The 16,173-nt window shown below is 66.6% G+C and carries 14 protein-coding genes; 7 read left to right on the top strand and 7 right to left on the bottom strand.

The features are described from left to right. Positions 1–30 precede the first annotated feature (30 nt). The 5 genes from D6M19_RS00475 (at position 31) to D6M19_RS00455 (ending at position 4,276) form a co-directional block, all read left to right on the top strand. Positions 31–762, top strand: a complete 732-nt coding sequence (locus D6M19_RS00475) for a lytic transglycosylase domain-containing protein (protein ID WP_123023211.1) — start codon at positions 31–33, stop codon at positions 760–762. A 94-nt stretch (positions 763–856) separates the two neighbouring features. After that, complete coding sequence (gene eno, locus D6M19_RS00470; protein ID WP_123023210.1) at positions 857–2,146, top strand: phosphopyruvate hydratase; 1,290 nt, start codon at positions 857–859, stop codon at positions 2,144–2,146. 3 nt (positions 2,147–2,149) lie between these two features. Then, on the top strand, positions 2,150–2,830 hold the full coding sequence (locus tag D6M19_RS00465; protein ID WP_123023209.1) for an FtsB family cell division protein: 681 nt from the start codon (positions 2,150–2,152) through the stop codon (positions 2,828–2,830). Further along, complete coding sequence (locus tag D6M19_RS00460) at positions 2,823–3,314, top strand: DUF501 domain-containing protein (RefSeq protein WP_123023208.1); 492 nt, start codon at positions 2,823–2,825, stop codon at positions 3,312–3,314. The genes D6M19_RS00465 and D6M19_RS00460 overlap by 8 nt, the downstream gene beginning before the upstream one ends. Then, on the top strand, positions 3,311–4,276 hold the full coding sequence (locus tag D6M19_RS00455) for a Ppx/GppA phosphatase family protein (RefSeq protein ID WP_123023207.1): 966 nt from the start codon (positions 3,311–3,313) through the stop codon (positions 4,274–4,276). The genes D6M19_RS00460 and D6M19_RS00455 overlap by 4 nt, the downstream gene beginning before the upstream one ends. Here D6M19_RS00455 and D6M19_RS00450 read toward each other — a convergent pair. The 4 genes from D6M19_RS00450 to D6M19_RS00430 all read right to left on the bottom strand — a co-directional run bounded on the left by D6M19_RS00450 (position 4,273) and on the right by D6M19_RS00430 (position 9,948). After that, the gene (locus tag D6M19_RS00450; protein ID WP_123023206.1) at positions 4,273–4,737 is read right to left on the bottom strand and encodes a DUF4383 domain-containing protein; all 465 of its coding nucleotides are present in this window, start codon (positions 4,735–4,737) and stop codon (positions 4,273–4,275) included. The genes D6M19_RS00455 and D6M19_RS00450 overlap by 4 nt on opposite strands. A gap of 332 nt (positions 4,738–5,069) precedes the next feature. Continuing rightward, complete coding sequence (locus tag D6M19_RS00440; RefSeq protein WP_123023204.1) at positions 5,070–7,874, bottom strand: aminotransferase class I/II-fold pyridoxal phosphate-dependent enzyme; 2,805 nt, start codon at positions 7,872–7,874, stop codon at positions 5,070–5,072. Between the two features lie 77 nt (positions 7,875–7,951). After that, entirely contained in the window at positions 7,952–8,773 is an 822-nt protein-coding gene (locus D6M19_RS00435; protein ID WP_123023601.1) for an enoyl-CoA hydratase-related protein, read from the bottom strand. Then, the gene (locus D6M19_RS00430; protein WP_123023203.1) at positions 8,770–9,948 is read right to left on the bottom strand and encodes an aromatic ring-hydroxylating oxygenase subunit alpha; all 1,179 of its coding nucleotides are present in this window, start codon (positions 9,946–9,948) and stop codon (positions 8,770–8,772) included. Before D6M19_RS00430 ends, D6M19_RS00435 begins: the two co-directional genes overlap by 4 nt. 67 nt (positions 9,949–10,015) lie before the next feature. On the opposite strand from D6M19_RS00430, the gene D6M19_RS00425 reads away from it, so the two are divergent. Next, positions 10,016–10,828 carry a PaaX family transcriptional regulator C-terminal domain-containing protein gene (locus tag D6M19_RS00425; protein ID WP_234834634.1) on the top strand — a complete coding sequence of 271 codons (813 nt, stop codon included), beginning with the start codon at positions 10,016–10,018 and terminating at the stop codon, positions 10,826–10,828. A 3-nt stretch (positions 10,829–10,831) separates the two neighbouring features. On the opposite strand, the gene D6M19_RS00420 is transcribed toward D6M19_RS00425, so the two are convergent. From D6M19_RS00420 to D6M19_RS00410, 3 genes are all read right to left on the bottom strand, one after another. Next, entirely contained in the window at positions 10,832–11,848 is a 1,017-nt protein-coding gene (locus tag D6M19_RS00420; protein ID WP_123023202.1) for a hemolysin family protein, read from the bottom strand. Then, complete coding sequence (locus D6M19_RS00415; RefSeq protein WP_123023201.1) at positions 11,841–13,187, bottom strand: hemolysin family protein; 1,347 nt, start codon at positions 13,185–13,187, stop codon at positions 11,841–11,843. Before D6M19_RS00415 ends, D6M19_RS00420 begins: the two co-directional genes overlap by 8 nt. 157 nt (positions 13,188–13,344) lie before the next feature. Beyond that, positions 13,345–15,216 carry a propionyl-CoA synthetase gene (locus D6M19_RS00410; protein ID WP_123023200.1) on the bottom strand — a complete coding sequence of 624 codons (1,872 nt, stop codon included), beginning with the start codon at positions 15,214–15,216 and terminating at the stop codon, positions 13,345–13,347. Between the two features lie 42 nt (positions 15,217–15,258). Here D6M19_RS00410 and D6M19_RS00405 point away from each other — a divergent pair, with 42 nt between their 5' ends. Continuing rightward, positions 15,259–16,128, top strand: a complete 870-nt coding sequence (locus D6M19_RS00405; protein ID WP_123023199.1) for an alpha/beta fold hydrolase — start codon at positions 15,259–15,261, stop codon at positions 16,126–16,128. Positions 16,129–16,173 lie beyond the last annotated feature (45 nt).

Raw genomic sequence — 16,173 nt, 5'->3', positions numbered from 1 at the left:
ATTGGAAGCAGAGGGGTTTGAGGGAGTCCGGTGTCGCCAGTGCTTTGGCTGCGGGCTGTCGCGGTGATAAGCGCGACAGCGCTGCTGATGGCTTCCAGCTGCTCATGGCAGCTCGGCGCACCCATTCCAGAAGGAGTGCCGCCGCCGACGGGTGATCCGGTGCCGCAGATCGACACCCATATCAAGGGCAGGCCGGCCGACCAGCTGCATGACTGGGCCGCGGCCCGAGCGCCGACGCTGGGCATACCGGTTACGGCGCTGGAGGCCTACGCGTACGCGGCCAGGGTTGCCGAGGTGGAGAACCCCGGCTGCCACATCAGCTGGCCGACGCTCGCGGGAATCGGGATGGTGGAAAGCCATCACGGCACTTACCGCGGCGCGAACATCGCGCCGGACGGCGACGTCACGCCGCCGATTCGGGGTGTGCGATTGGACGGCACGATGGGCAACCTCGAGGTCATCGACAGCGACGGAGGCCTTCTCGACGGCGATTCAGGCCTCGACCGGGCGATGGGACCGATGCAGTTCATCCCGGAGACATGGCGGCTCTACGGGGTCGACGCCAACAACGACGGCAAGGTCAGCCCGGATAATTACGACGACGCCGCGCTGTCGGCGGCGGGTTATCTGTGCTGGCGGGGCAAGGATCTGTCGACGCCGCGGGGCTGGATGAAAGCGTTGCGCGCCTACAACCTGTCCGACCAGTACGCACGCACCGTGCGGGACTGGGCGACCGCCTACGCGGACGGCCACGCGCTCTAATCGCACCGACCCGACGGGCACGTTCTAGGCTCATCGTCTAGGCCCGCAGTCCAACTAGCCCGCAGTCCAACCCGACTGACCAAGGAGAACGCCAGTGCCCATTATCGAGCAGGTCGGAGCTCGCGAAATCCTCGACTCCCGCGGCAACCCGACGGTCGAGGTCGAGTTGGCCCTGACCGACGGCACGTTCGCAAGGGCGGCGGTGCCCTCCGGCGCCTCCACGGGCGAGCACGAGGCGGTGGAACTTCGCGACGGCGGCTCGCGCTACGGCGGCAAGGGAGTACAGAAGGCCGTCGAGGCGGTTCTCGACGAGATCGCGCCCGCGGTCATCGGGTTGAGCGCCGACGACCAGCGGCTGATCGACCAGGCCCTGCTCGACCTCGACGGCACACCGGACAAGTCCCGGCTTGGCGCCAACGCGATCCTCGGCGTTTCGCTCGCGGTGGCCAAGGCGGCCGCCGAGTCGGCCGGGCTGCCGCTGTTCCGCTACGTCGGCGGCCCCAACGCACACATCCTGCCCGTGCCGATGATGAACATCCTCAACGGCGGCGCGCACGCCGACACGGGTGTCGACGTCCAGGAGTTCATGGTCGCTCCGATCGGGGCGCCGAACTTCAAGGAGTCGCTTCGGTGGGGCGCCGAGGTGTACCACTCGCTCAAGGCGGTGCTGAAGAAGCAGGGCCTGGCGACGGGCCTCGGCGACGAAGGCGGTTTCGCGCCCGACGTTGCAGGCACCAAGGCCGCACTGGACCTCATCCTCTCGGCGATCGACGCGACCGGCTTCAAGGCAGGTACCGACGTTGCGCTGGCGCTGGATGTCGCTGCCACCGAATTCTTCACCGACGGAACGGGTTACAGCTTCGAGAAGGAGACCCGCAGCGCGGATCAGATGACGGAATTCTATGCAGGCCTGATCGACGCCTATCCACTCGTGTCGATCGAGGACCCACTCTCGGAGGACGACTGGGACGGCTGGGTCAATCTGACGACTGCGATCGGAGACCGCGTGCAGATCGTCGGCGACGATCTCTTCGTCACCAACCCGGAGCGACTCGAGGAGGGTATCGAGCGCGGTGCGGCGAACGCCCTGCTGGTGAAGGTGAACCAGATCGGCACGCTGACCGAGACACTCGATGCGGTGTCGTTGGCGCACAACAGCGGGTACCGCACGATGATGAGCCACCGCAGCGGCGAGACCGAGGACACCACGATCGCCGACCTGGCGGTCGCCGTCGGTAGCGGTCAGATCAAGACCGGCGCGCCCGCCCGCAGTGAGCGGGTCGCGAAATACAATCAGCTGCTGCGTATCGAGGAGACGCTCGGGGATGCCGCGCGCTTCGCCGGTGACCTTGCGTTCCCCAGGTTTGCCCCGGAGGCCAAATAGCCCGTGCCCGAAGCGAAGCGGCCCGACCCGAAGCGGCGGTCCCCAGCATCCCGACCGGCTAAGTCAGCCAAGTCGGGCAAGCCGGGCGACACCGCCAAGGGGCGACCGCGAACGGGTTCGCCCGTGCGGCGGGAGCCGCGCAAGGCCGAAGCGCGGGCCAAGCCGCAGCCCGATGACGAGTCGACGGCGGACTCGATTCGCAAGTCGATCGCCGAGACGGCCGAACAGCAGTCCGAACAGCGGCTGGGCTCTGCTGCGCGGCGGGCGGCCATCCTCGCCGCGGTGGTCTGCGTGCTCACGTTGACGATCGCGGGACCGGTTCGGACGTATTTCGCCCAGCGGACCGAGATGAAACAGCTGGCAGCAAGCGAGGAGATGCTGCGCGCGGAGATCGCCGAGCTCGAGGAGCAGAAGGCGAAACTGGCTGACCCCGTTTACATTGCGGCCCAAGCCCGTGAGCGGCTCGGCTTCGTCAAACCCGGCGATATCCCGTTTCAGGTGCAGTTGCCTCCCGGCGCGGTGGCGCCCAGCGAGCCGGCTCAAGTAGTGGCGGCCGCACGGGCGGACCAGCCCTGGTATTCGGCGCTGTGGCACACCATCGCCGATGATCCACACAACGTCCCGACCACGGTGCCGTCCGTCCCGCCCGCGCCGCCGGCACCGGTTCCGCCTCCCGGTGGTTGACCGGTCGGATCTCGATGCCGTCGCGCGGCAGTTGGGCCGCGAGCCCCGCGGCGTCCTTGAGATCGCATATCGATGCCCGAACGGAGAGCCCGGCGTCGTCAAGACAATCCCGAGATTGCCTGACGGAACACCGTTTCCGACGTTGTACTACCTGACGCATCCGGCGTTGACGGCCGCGGCGAGCCGACTCGAGTCGTCGGGCTTGATGCGCGATATGACCGACCGGCTGCGTGATGACCCGCAACTGGCCGCCGCGTACCGCCGCGCGCACGAGTCGTATCTGGCCGAGCGGGATGCGATCGAATCTCTTGGCACCACGTTTTCCGGCGGCGGCATGCCGGTGCGGGTGAAATGCCTGCACGTGCTGATAGCGCACTCGCTGGCAAAAGGTCCGGGCGTGAATCCGCTGGGGGACGAGGCGTTGGCTGTGCTGGCTGTCGAGCCCGCAATGGCGGGAATACTGGATCCGGGGGTTTGGACGTGAAACGAGTCGGCGCGATCGACTGCGGCACAAACTCGATCAGGCTGCTGATCGCCGATGCGAACGACCCGGGCTCAATTGCCGGGTCGGCCGGCGGCAGGTTGCGCGACGTCCACCGCGAGATGCGCATCGTGCGGCTGGGCCAGGGGGTGGACGCCACAGGGCAGTTCGCAGCTGAGGCGATCGAGCGGACGAAGCACGCGCTCGTCGACTACGCCGAATTGCTTCGGCGCCACGACGTTTCGACGGTCCGAATGGTTGCGACGTCGGCGACCCGCGACGCCGCCAACCGCGACGACTTTTTCGCGATGACGTCCGAGGTGCTCGGCGCCGTCGTGCCCGGCGCCGTCGCGGAGGTGATCAGCGGCGACGAGGAGGCCCGGCTGTCGTTTCACGGCGCCGTCTACGAATTGGACACCACGGCAGCGCCTTTCGTCGTCGTCGATCTCGGCGGCGGATCCACCGAGGTGGTGTTGGGGGAGCGGGAGATGGAGGCCGGCTACTCGGCCGACATCGGCTGCGTCCGGTTGACGGAACGCTGCCTGCACAGCGACCCGCCGACGGCGGTGGAGGTGGCGGCCGCCCGGGAGGTCGTGCGGGAACGTCTGGGGGAGGCGCTGCGGGTGGTGCCCGTCGAGCGGGCGCGCACGTGGGTCGGCGTCGCGGGCACCATGACAACGCTCGCGGCTCTTGCGCAAGGCATGACGACGTATGACCCCGCGGCGATCCACCTGTCCCGCGTCGGGTTCGGCGACTTGCTGCCGGTGTGCGAGGACATCATCGCCATGAGTCATGACCAACGTGCGGCGCTTGGGCCGATGCACGAGGGTCGGGTCGACGTGATCGGCGGCGGCGCAATCATCACCGAGGAACTCGCGGACGCGTTGGGCAGCCGGGCCGACATCGGCGAGCTTGTGGTCAGTGAGCACGACATCCTTGACGGCATCGCGCTGTCGATCGCCTAGGTACGGATCCTTTCGCGGCGCTTCGGACGTTTCGTCGGGTCGTGTTGGCCCGCGAGCGTCAGGGCGAGGACGACCATTACGATTCCCAGCCCGAAGTGCAGCCAATTGTCGGCATTGTTCAACGTCAAGATGTTCAGTGCGCTGCCCTGGTCCATGACTACGCCGTAGATCCACAGCGCGAGGTAGGCGACGCCGCCGGCCAGAAGGTAGCCGCGTGAGGCCGCGTACGTGCGCGCAAATATGAAGCCGATGACGCCGAACGCCACGTGCACGGTGTTGTGCAGGCCGGATACCGCGAACATGCCGAACAACTTTGCGCCGGAATGATGACCGGCCCACTGCAACTGGTCGAGGTTGCTCGTCGGGCCCGGGATGAACCCGAGCACTCCGACGAGCACGAATGCGCTGGCTACCAGTACGGCGGCACCCTGCACCGCCATGATCTTCGGACGCGACGACACGGCTTCGCCTCCCTTCGACCCGCTAATGACCCGCTAATTGACGGGACTGCAGGAAAGAGAAGTACCCCGGCGCCGAGCCGGTTAATCGCTGCGGTCAGCGCCTGACGTTGCAGTTGGGCGGGTTGCCGCAGTGATGACCGCCGTCGCACGCGTTGCAATGACAATTGCAGCCGCCGGCCTTGGTTTCTGACACTCGCATGCTGTTCAACTCCTTAGTCGCTCTGACCGCCCTGTCCAGGTGGGAGCAGAGTTCGTATCAACATATGCCGATTTCACAATAGTTCTTGTCACTCTGGAAATAAAGGAACGTCAGCGGTTTTTGATCTTGATCGTCAGGCTTGGGCGGTAGCGTGCTCGGCCGGGCCGTCGGTCAGCGTCCGGTGGCCGTTGCCGGCATGGCCGTTCGACGGTCGGCTCATCTCAACCGCCTTGTCGGTGTACACGCGGAATCCGAAATCAGGCCGATAGCCGTGAATCTCCGGAGTGTCCAGATCCCGGATGAACGCCAGGATCTCGGGGCTGAACACCTGTCCCGGCACCAGGACTGGGAACCCCGGCGGATACGGCGTGACGAACGTCGCGGACACCACATCCTTGCCTGCGTCGAGCTTGTCGAAGATTTCATCGCTCGTCAGGTACTCGCAGTTGGCGTCGTTGTAGGACAGGTAGAACGCGCGCCGGACATCACCCTCGGGGGTGTGGTCGGGACCCTCGACATCGCGGAAGGCCACGTGGAATCCGCTGAAGTCTGGCTGCTGGCTGGAAGGCACGGTCAGCCGGCGGACCCGCTGCTCGAACCGGTCGCGCTCGCCGAGCCCCATCTCGGAGATGCGTTCGTCCAGCTCTCCGGCAATCTTGACCAACACCTCAACCAGGAACGCCACCGAACTGCGGGTGGTGCCGATGTTCGTCATGAACAACACCGTGTTGCGTGACGTCTTGTTGATCTGCACACCGTAGCGATCCATCAATTGCTCGCGTTTGAAGGTGTCGCCGTCGTATCCGGTCCGCCCGATCGACAGGGTGATCCGTGACGGGTCGAGCACAAACTCGTCCTTGTCCCACACGGCCATCATGTTGCGCAGACCTGACCGAAGCGGCTGCGCGATGCCCGACGGCCGGAACGCATCGGGGATCAGGTCCGATGTGCGCAGGCACGACATGTATTTGCTCAACAGCGGATGGTTGTCGATAGCGTCGCGCAGCTGCATCGCGTTCTCGATCTGACGCTGGACGAGCTCGACGCCCTCGAGAGCGACCTGCCTGCGGCCCAGGTCGAGCGACGCCAGGATTTGGTAATTCGGCGAGGTCGACGTGTGCGCCATGTAGGCCTCGTGGAACGCCTCGGCCACTTTCTGGTCGAAGTCTTGGTCGTAGACGTGGATCATCGATCCCTGCCGCAGCGACGTCAGCGTCTTGTGAGTCGACTGCGTCGCGTAGACCCGCACCCGTGCCTTCGCCGGATCGGGCATCAGCCGCCGGTTCATCAGCTCGTCGTCGGTCGGCGGGCGGTTGGCGTCGCCTTCCAGGGTCGCCTCGAACTGTCGCTTGTAACCGTCGTCCGACAGCTTGTCCCGCAGTGTCTTGGCGGCCGCCATCGCGGTCCGGTTCCGGTACACCGGATGAAACCGCGCGAACGCGAACCATGCTTCGTCCCAAAGGAATACCAGATCTGGCTTGATCGCGAGGCATTCCTCCATGACCCGCTGCACGTCGTAGACGATGCCGTCGAAGGTGCAGTTGGTCAGCGACATCATCTTGACGCGGTCGAGCTTTCCGGCCCGCTTGAGCTCCAGCAGCTTCGACTTGATCTCGCGCAGCGGCACAGCCCCATACATGGAGTAGTCGGGCAGTGGATAGGCCTCGAGGTAAATGACGTGCGCGCCTGCCAGCATCATTCCGTAGTGGTGCGACTGGTGGCAGTTGCGGTCGAGCAGCACGATGTCGCCGGGGGCCACCAGCGCCTGGGTGACGACCTTGTTGGCCGTCGACGTGCCGTTCGTGACGAAGTACGTGTGCCGCGAGCCGTAGGCCTGCGCCGCCAGCTGCTGCGCCTCGCGCAGCGGGCCGGTGGGTTCGAGGAGGGAGTCCAGGCCGCCGCAGGTCGCCGACGTCTCGGCCATGAACACGTCGAGGCCGTAGAAGCCGACCATGTCTTTGATCCAGTGCGAGTTGACGATCGACTTGCCCTGAGAGATCGGCAGCGCGTGGAAGACCCCGGTCGGCCGGTGGCTGTACTGCTTCAGCGCGCTGAAGAACGGGGTGCGATAACGCTCTGCGACGCCATGCAGCAGCGACAGGTGCAGCTCCAGCACGCCCTCGCGAGCGTGGAACACCCGGCGGAAGTGCTGGCCTAGCCGTCCGGCGATCTGCTCGACCTCAATTTCGGTCATCAGGTACTGGTCCAGTTCGGGCCGCAGCTCGGAGATCGACTTCGCGAGGATCTCGGCCCGCTCGTCGGGCGACTTGTGGTCATCGAGTTCGGTGGAGGTCTTGGTGTCGACGAACTCCGCGAGGGAGGACAGGTCGCGGATGGACTGATGCGAGAACCGGCGGCGAATGACGACAGCCTGCAGGTTGACGTTGAGCCGTGCGGCTATCAGGGCTTCGTCGCCACTGGACACCACAACCAGCTCGTAGATGAACTCGTCGTCGGGACGTCGCCAGCTGCGGACCTCTTTCCGCAGCGCGCGTTCCTGTGCCTCCGTCATCGACTCGACGACGAGCACCTCGAAGTACGGCTGGTCGCGCTTGGTCGCGGGTTGATTCGCCAGATCGCGGGGGTCGGCGGGGAACATGTCGTGTTCGTCGAGGCCGGCGTGCTCGACGTCGCCGGTGCGGTAGGACTCCGTCGTCAACGCACGGTTGATGCGGGCCACCGTGTGCGCGAACTTGTCGTAGCTGCCTGCGTTGAACAGCCGCTGCACGCGGGAGAACTGCGGTGAGCCGGGGTAGGCCCAATACGGTTCCAGCGGGGTCAGCGTCGCCAGTAGGTCGCGGCAGATCTGGGAGTACTCGTCCTTCAGTGCGCCGTCGGTCGTCGGCCTTGTGAGCCGGTCAGCGGCTTCCTCGAGTCGGCACCAGGCGTCGCCTCGGATCTGCCAGACACTGTTGTAGGCGTGCGAATTATCGCTCATGGTAGGCCCTTTCACGCGGGACAAGCGTGACAGAGCAAACCAGTCAGCCAGGCAGCCGGCGAGCGAACGCTGAGCGTCTATCGCGTAACGCGGACGATGCCTGGTGTCACCGGCGTACCGCCCGGCCGTCGATCCGGGTGATCGCGGTCGTTGAATCGGCGCAGGCCCTCGAGGGTCTCCGGCGCCGAGATCGACCGGTTGAAGCACTCGGCCTCGATGAGCAGGCCGTCGTCGAGGGGTCGGCCCAACCCGTTTCGGGCTGCCTCGAGATCGGTCCGCAATGCGGGCTGGGGTAGTGCCGCGATGGTCTCGGCGAGGTCGATCGCGCGTTGCACACACGTTCCGCGGGGAACGACCTGGTTCACCAACCCGATCCGCTCCGCCTCGTGGGCATCGACGACACGGCCGGTGATGATCAGCTCGATTGCGCGGCGGTAGCCCAGGATTCGGGTCAGGCGCTGTGTGCCGCCGTCGGCAAGCCCGATGTTCCACCGCCGACACGTCACTCCGAATGTGGCGTGCTCGTCGGCGATCGCAAGGTCGGTCCAGCACGCCCATTCGAGGCCGCCTGCGTACGCGACGCCGTTGACGGCCGCAATGGTCGGCTTGTAGACGTCGGTCCACCGTGACGGGCCGAGGACACCGTCTTGCGGGCTTGCGTTGACGGGGAGCTCGCCGGCGAGAGCCGCCTTCAGGTCCCCGCCGGCACAAAACGCGGCGTCGCCCGCGCCGGTGAGGACGCCGACGAGCGCATCGCCGTCGGCGCGGAACCTGCCCCATGCGTCGACGAGCTCCCGATGCGTTTGCGGGCCAATGGCATTCATCCGGTCAGGACGGTTGATGGTGATGATCGTGACGGGTCCGCGCCGTTCGTAGAGAAGATGCTCGTAGTGGTTCATCGCGAGCATTCCAGGCGCTCGTCGAGGGTGGCGTGGAAGTGCCCGATGGCGCTTTCGTGTGTACCGAACTCCAGGAAGGTGTTGGCGCCTGCCCGAAGTCCCCGCTGCACACCTTCCGACATCTCGTTGTCCTCCAGCGCACCCACGGCCAGCAGGCCGCGAGCGCCCGCGGTTTCGCCGGGGGCGGTCGAGATGACCTCCGCCACCGCCGGTGTGGTCATGGCGTAGATGGTCACTGTGGAGTGGTCGATGTCGACGGGTTCGATCGTGACCACCAACACCTGGTCGGGGAACGTTGCCAGCATGACGTTCGGGAACAGGTGATAGACGAACGTCACGCGCCGGCCGATGGTCCATGCCGACTCGGGGCGGTCACGCAGCCTCTCGATGTTCTTGTAGGGGAACGTGATCCGGGTATTCGGCCCAAACGCCTCGATCACGTTGAGGTCGTCGTATTGAATCGGGTAGAAGGTGGTCTTGTGCGTCGAGCGGATGTGATATCCCTCGAGGAACTGCTCGACGAGAACCTTCCAATTCATCGGGCGCGCAGTGGATTCGACGTACACGAGCCGCTCGGCGGGCAGTAGTTTGTCGCGCCACGGGCTGCCCTCGGTGAGGGAGGCCATCGCGGCATCGGCGCGCATGCGCTGCGAATCGGTCGGGCAGTCCAGCACCGGCCCGATGACGATCAAGCCGTCGGTCTCCCGGCTGTCGACCTCGACCAGCCCCCGGCCGGCCACGTCGAGATCGGGGAAGGCGTCGGCGTGCGGGACATGCGACACCGTGCCGTCGAGGCGGTACGTCCAGCCGTGATACCGGCACACCAGCGCGTGGGCGCAACCGTGGCCCTCGACAAGCGCGAACCCTCGGTGACGGCACGCGTTGCGGAAGACCCTTGCGCGGCCGTCGTGGCCCCGGACGGCGAACAGCGGTACGCCGAAGCTGACCCGTTCGATGTGATCGCCCGCGTGCGGAATCGCCGCCGACGGGGCGTAGACGCTCGGGAAACGGCGCAACATCTCGAGCTCGCGGCTGAATCGGCCCTGGTCCAGATAGTTCTCGACGGGCTCCCGCCAGGCGTCGCCTTCGTCGGTCGTGCCCGCGTCGATATGCGCGAGGATGCGGCGAACGACCTCCACGTCCTCGGCGACCGACGACTTCGTCGGAGTGCCCATACCATGCGAGTATCACACTATGCATGTCATGCGTCAACAACTTTGTGAGATAGGGGAAGATGGATGCGTGCCAGCAGTCGCAGTGGATGAGCGCCGCGCGCGCGTCGCCGATCTCATCGGTGACCGACCGCTGAGCGCGCGGTCCGTCCTGGCCACCGCGCTGCTGGGGGCCGACCAGCCCCACCTCAAGGTCGGCGAACTCGTCGACATGGCCGCACTATTCGGCATCAGCGATGGCGCTGCCCGCACATGCCTGTGGCGAATGGCCTCGGCGGGTGAACTCGTCGGCGACGACGGAACCTACGCGCTGGCGGGGCGTCTGCTCGAACGGCGGCAGCGCGTCGACGACGCATCCCGGATCGACGACACCGACCTGCCCCCGTGGGACGGGACGTGGGAGTTGGCGGTCGTCTCGATGGAACGCAGACCGGCCACCGATCGGCTCGCGCTGCGCAAGGCCGCCAGCGCGCTGCACCTCGGCGAACTCCGCGAAGGGATGTGGTTGCGCCCCGACAACCTCGAAAGGAACCGCCTGCCGTCGATGCGCGCCGTGCTGGATCAGCAGTGCGTGCATTTCCACCGCGCCGAGACAGACATCCCTGCAGAAACCGTGAGATCGGTTTTCAGGCTTGATGATTGGGCTGTCGATGCGCGCCGACTCACCACCGCCATGCGTGACGAACTCGACGTCGAAGCTCTCGACGCCGAAGACTTCGCCTATCAGTTCGCGCTGTCCATCGCGGCTGTCAGACATCTCCAGCTCGACCCGTTGCTGCCTGCCGAGCTCATTCCACGTCGATGGCCTGCGCGTGCGATGCGCAACACCTATCGCCGCTTCGACGAAGTGTTCAAGCGGCGGCTCAACAGCTCGTTCCGCTGACGGTCACGCCGCAGGCGCGGAGTCGTCAAGCAGCCGTTGCATGACATCGGTCAGGGCGATGAGCCCGACGAACTCGCCGTCGTCGTCGACGATCGCCAGATGGTTGCGTGTCTGGCGCATCAGGTGCAGCGCGCGGTACACCGGCATCCCCAACGGCAGCCGTAACACCGGCCGCATGAGGTCGCGCGCCGTGGTGCCGGGTTCGGCGCGCAGGCTGTCGCGAATGTGCACCATTCCGGTCACGGCGTGGTCGTCGCCGTGCACGAGTATCCGTTGATGGCCGGTCAGCTGGGACATCGCTTGAATTGCGGCCGGTCCGGCGTCGGTGGCCACCGTGCTCAATTGCGCAGTGCGCGAGACGATATCGCCGACGGTGAGCTTCTCGAGGTCCAGCGCGGTGGTGAGATTGCGGTAGTACCGCGGATCGAGTGCACCGGCGGCCGCTGAATGCTCCACGAGCGCGCGCAGGGTGTCGGGGTCCTGCCCCTCGCCGAGTTCGTCGACGGGGTCGACGCCGACCTTGCGCACACACCAGTTGGCGGCGCGGTTGAGGGTGATCAGCACCGGCCGGGTCACCGCCATGAACATCCGCATCGGTATCGCGAGGATGATCGCCGCCCGTTCCGGATGCGCGATAGCCCACGACTTCGGCGCCATTTCGCCGATCACCAGGTGCAGGAAGGTGACGATCGCGAGCGCCAGCACGAAGCCGCAGGCATCCGCGACCCAGGTGGGCGCGCCGGTGGCCTGTAGCAGCGGAGTGAGCCAATGGTGCACGGCCGGCTTCGTGGTCGCACCGAGGGCGAGCGTGCACGCCGTGATGCCCAGTTGCGAGCCGGCCAGCAGCAGAGACAGTTCGGTTGTGCTGCGCAGCGCCGCGCGCGCCGACCGGCTTCTGGCCGCGGCGTCCTGCAGTCGATGGCGTCGCGCCGTCAGCAATGCGAACTCGACGGCGACGAACAGTGCGCTGACGGCGATCAGGCCGACGGTGACCGCGAGCACCACCCATGGGTTACTCACCGTCGGCCCCCCTGGTCCGCACGGCCACGAACACCTCGGCCGGCACGCGCCGTTCGACGGATCGGACGGTGGCCGACAACACCTTTGGCTTGGCTGACCAACCCGCGGAGCTGTCGGGCAGCGCGATCTCGATGCTGTCCCCGACGGCGGGTAGCCGGCCGAACCGCTCGATCAGCAGCCCCGCGATGGTCTCGTAATCCCCGTCGGGCAGCTGCTCGGCGAGGAGTCGCTGGGCCTCGTCGAGGTGGATGTCGCCGGGAAGCAGCCAGCCGTCTGTGCGCCGCATGACCTGGTTGTCGGCCGCGTCGTGTTCGTCGTCGATCTCGCCGACGAGCTCCTCGGCGATGTCTTCGACGGTGACGATGCCCGCGAAGCCACCGTATTCGTCGATGACCACCGCCATCTCGGCGGCGGCCTCGGTCAGCCGGTTGAGCGTCGCGGGAAGGGGCAGCGACGTCGGCACCTGAACGGCGGCCCGACACCGCGAGCGTGCGGTGTCGGTTGGCTCGGCATCCAGCACGGCGTGCAGGTCGATGACGCCCAACACCTCGTCGGTGGTCCGGCCGACGACCGGGTAGCGGGTGTGGCCGGTGGCCATCCGGGTGAGCACCGCGTCGACCGACTCGTCGAAGCGGACCGTGTCGACGCGGGTACGCGGAATCATCGCGTGTTCGGCCGTGCTCGTCGGGAAGTCCAGGACCCGATCAAGCAGCGTCGACAGATCGCTCGGCAGCTCGCCCGATGCAAACGAGGCGGCGACGATGTGCTCGAGATCTCGTGCGGTGGCGGTCTGTTCGACGTCGTGCACCGGTTCGATGCGCAACGCGCGCAGCAGCAGGTTCGACGATTCGTCCATGAACCAGATCAGCCCGCCGAACAGTCGCAGATACCAGCGGGTGGACGCCGCCAGCCGCCGCGCGACCGTCTCTGGAACGGCGATCGCGAGGTTCTTGGGGAACAGTTCCCCGAACAGCATCTGGATGAAGGTGCACACGATCAGCGAAACGGCCGCGCCGATCGCCACCCCGACCGCCGTCGGAACGCTCGCCAGGCCAAGCAGATCCGCCAGGCCCGTCCCGATCAACGGCTCGGCGAGATAGCCGGCCAGCAGACCCGTGACGGTGATGCCCAACTGAGCGCCGGACAGCATGAACGACGTTCGCCTTGTCACGTCGAGCGCGCGGGCCGCTGCCGAATCACCCGCCTCGGCATGCGCCGTCAGGCCGGCGCGGCTGACCGTCGTATAGGCGAATTCCTGAGCGACGAAGTACGCGGTGAACGCGGTGATCACCACGACCACCAGGACGCCGAGGCCGATATTGGCCAGCGCTGTCAGCACGCTCCCACCTCCGGAGACGTCTCACTGCAGTCGGTCCGGGGTGGGACGGGTCTTCGAGGTGCGCGCGAGGCGCTACTCATTGCTCCCTTACGTCGTCAGGTCAGGTCGTTGTTCTCGACGATACCCGGACGTGCGCTGTGACCTGCGTCGCCGCAGATCAGCCCTTGAGTATCGGCTTGAGCGTCTCGAGCACCGCCGGGTCCTCGATCGTCGACGGCACAGGTTCGTCGCGTCCGTCGGCGATGCCGCGCATCGTCTTGCGCAGGATCTTGCCCGATCGGGTCTTCGGCAACGCGGGCACGACGTCGACGGCCTTGAAAACGGCGACGGCGCCGATGTTCTCGCGTACGGCGGCGATCAGCTCGTCGGCAAGGCCCTCGTCCGACGCACCCGACTTGAGCACCACGAGGCCGCGCGGCACCTGCCCCTTGACCTCGTCGGCGACACCGATCACCGCGCACTCCGCGACCGCGGGGTGAGCGGCAAGCACCGCCTCGATCGAACCGGTCGACATGCGGTGTCCCGCAACGTTGATGACGTCGTCGGTGCGCCCCATCACGTACAGGTAGCCGTCGTCGTCGATGTAGCCGCCGTCACCGGTCAGGTAGTAGCCGGGGTAGGCGGATAGGTAGGACTCCACGTAGCGGTCGTCGTCACCCCACAGCGTCGGCAGCGTGCCCGGCGGCAGCGGAAGCTTCACACAGATGGCGCCCTCTTCGCCCGGGTCGGCTTGCGATCCGTCCGGCCGCAGGATGCGCACGTCGTAGCCCGGCATCGGCACGGTCGGCGAGCCCGGCTTGATCTCGAGGTGCTCGACGCCCATCGGGTTGGCGGCGACGGGCCAGCCGGTCTCGGTTTGCCACCAGTGGTCGATGACCGGGATGCCAAGCCGTTCGGACGCCCAGTGGTAGGTGCCGGGGTCGAGGCGTTCGCCCGCCTGGAACAGATACTGCAGCTTCGACAGGTCGTGCTTGCCGAGATGAGTGCCTTCGGGGTCTTCCTTCTTGATCGCGCGGATCGCGGTCGGGGCGGTGAACATCGCCTTGACGCCGTGCTCGGCAGCCACCCGCCAGTAGGCGCCCGCATCCGGCGTGCCGACCGGCTTGCCCTCGTAGAGCATGCTCGTCGCGCCCAGCATCAGCGGGCCGTAGACGATGTAGGAGTGCCCGACCACCCAGCCCACGTCGGAGGCCGCCCAGTACACGTCGCCCGGTTCGGTGTCGTAGATGTGCCGCATGCTCCACAGCAGCGAGACGGCGTGCCCGCCGTTGTCGCGGACGATTCCCTTCGGTCGGCCCGTGGTGCCCGATGTGTAGAGCACATACAGCGGGTCGGTGGCCGCCACGGGCACCGGATCGACCGGCTCGGCGTCGGCCATCACGTCGTTCCAGTCGAGGTCGCGCCCGGAGATGGGCTCGCACGGCCGCTGGTCTCGCTGCACGATGACGCATGCGGGCGGGGCGTACTTGGCGATGTCGAGGGCGGCGTCGATCATCGGTTTGTAGTCGACGGTGCGGGTCGGCTCGATGCCGCAGGACGCCGTGACGATGGCGGCGGGCCTGGCGTCGTCGATGCGGGCGGCCAGCTCGCTGGCGGCGAACCCGCCGAACACCACCGAGTGCACGGCGCCGAGCCGCGCACACGCCAGCATCGCGATGACGGCCTCGGGAATCATCGGCATGTAGATGACGACGCGGTCGCCCTTGCCGACGCCGAGCCCGCGCAGCGCACCCGCGAACCGCGCTGTCTGGTCGAGTAGTTCGCGGTAGGTGAACGTGGCTTGCGAACCGGTCACCGGCGAGTCGTAGATCAGCGCAGCCTGATCGCCTCGGCCGCCTTCGACGTGGCGATCCAGCGCGTTGGCGCACGTGTTGAGCTCCCCGTCGGGGAACCAGCGGTAGAACGGCGGGTTCGAGTCGTCGAGGATCTGCTTCGGTTCCCGCGTCCAGGTCACCGCGCGGGCGGCGTCGGCCCAGAAGGTCGTGGGGTCAGAGATGCTGGCGTCGAACAATTCACGGTAGCCGGACATATCCGCACCGTAGCGCGGAAGGCGTTCTCTATAGTCCGATTCATGACCTCTGAACCACCACCGATCGACGGGGTGCGTCGCTCATTCGTCGAAGCCAACGGGGTGCGCTTTCACGTGACCGAGGCAGGCCCCGTCGATGGACGCCCCGTAGTCGCGCTTCACGGCTGGCCGCAACACCACTGGGAGTATCGCGACCTGCTGGCCGACCCGCCGCCGGGGCTGCGGATCATCGCGCCCGACCTCCCCGGCTATGGCTGGTCTGGGCCCGCTCCACACAAGTGGGCGAAGGAGGACGTCGCCACCGATGTGCTGGCGCTCCTCGATGCGCTTGGGCTGGACCGCGTCCTGCTGGTGGGTCATGACTGGGGCGGTTACGTCGGTCACCTGATGGTGTTGCAATCACCGGAGCGATTTGACGGCTACCTCGTGATGAACATCTTTCATCCGTGGCTGTCGCCGCGCGCTGTCCTGCCGCATCTGTGGCGATTGGCATACCAAGTGCCGCTCGCCACGTTCGGTGTCGCGTTTCAACGGCGCACGCGAATGGTTGATTACTTCCTGCGCGAAGGAGCCGAGCTCGATCCCCCTGATGTCGCCATCTTCGCCGATCGGTTTCGCGATCCGGTGTGTGCGCGCGCGGGCAGGGATACCTACCGGACGTTCTTGCTTCGCGAGTTGCCCTCTGCTGCATGGAAACCAGAGACACGTCGTGCCACCGTGCCGATCAGGGTGCTGTACGGCGCCGGCGACGAAGTCGTCCGTCCGTCGATGGTGTCTCAGGACAGTGTCAAAGCCGACGACTACACGGTGGAATCCGTCGACACCAGGCATTTCGTCGTCGACGAGCGGCCGGACCTGGTGCGCAAGAAGCTGATCGCGCTCGCCGAGGAGACCAAGGAGACCGCTCACTAACCCAGCGCGAGCAGACGCAAAAGTACCCGCAGAGGGCCCAAAATG

Origin of the sequence: Mycolicibacterium stellerae (assembly GCF_003719305.1) — a bacterium.
GTDB lineage: Bacteria > Actinomycetota > Actinomycetes > Mycobacteriales > Mycobacteriaceae > Mycobacterium > Mycobacterium stellerae.
Note: the sequence above shows the minus strand (reverse complement) of the source record. Positions and strands in the feature narration are given on the sequence as shown.

Bases quoted from the DNA above. Each gene is read 5' to 3' on its own strand.
- D6M19_RS00405 (WP_123023199.1), top strand. From the start codon at position 15,259: ATGACCTCTGAACCACCACCGATCGACGGGGTGCGTCGCTCATTCGTC.
- D6M19_RS00430 (WP_123023203.1), bottom strand. From the start codon at position 9,948: ATGGGCACTCCGACGAAGTCGTCGGTCGCCGAGGACGTGGAGGTCGTT.
- D6M19_RS00410 (WP_123023200.1), bottom strand. From the start codon at position 15,216: ATGTCCGGCTACCGTGAATTGTTCGACGCCAGCATCTCTGACCCCACG.
- D6M19_RS00435 (WP_123023601.1), bottom strand. From the start codon at position 8,773: ATGAACCACTACGAGCATCTTCTCTACGAACGGCGCGGACCCGTCACG.
- D6M19_RS00440 (WP_123023204.1), bottom strand. From the start codon at position 7,874: ATGAGCGATAATTCGCACGCCTACAACAGTGTCTGGCAGATCCGAGGC.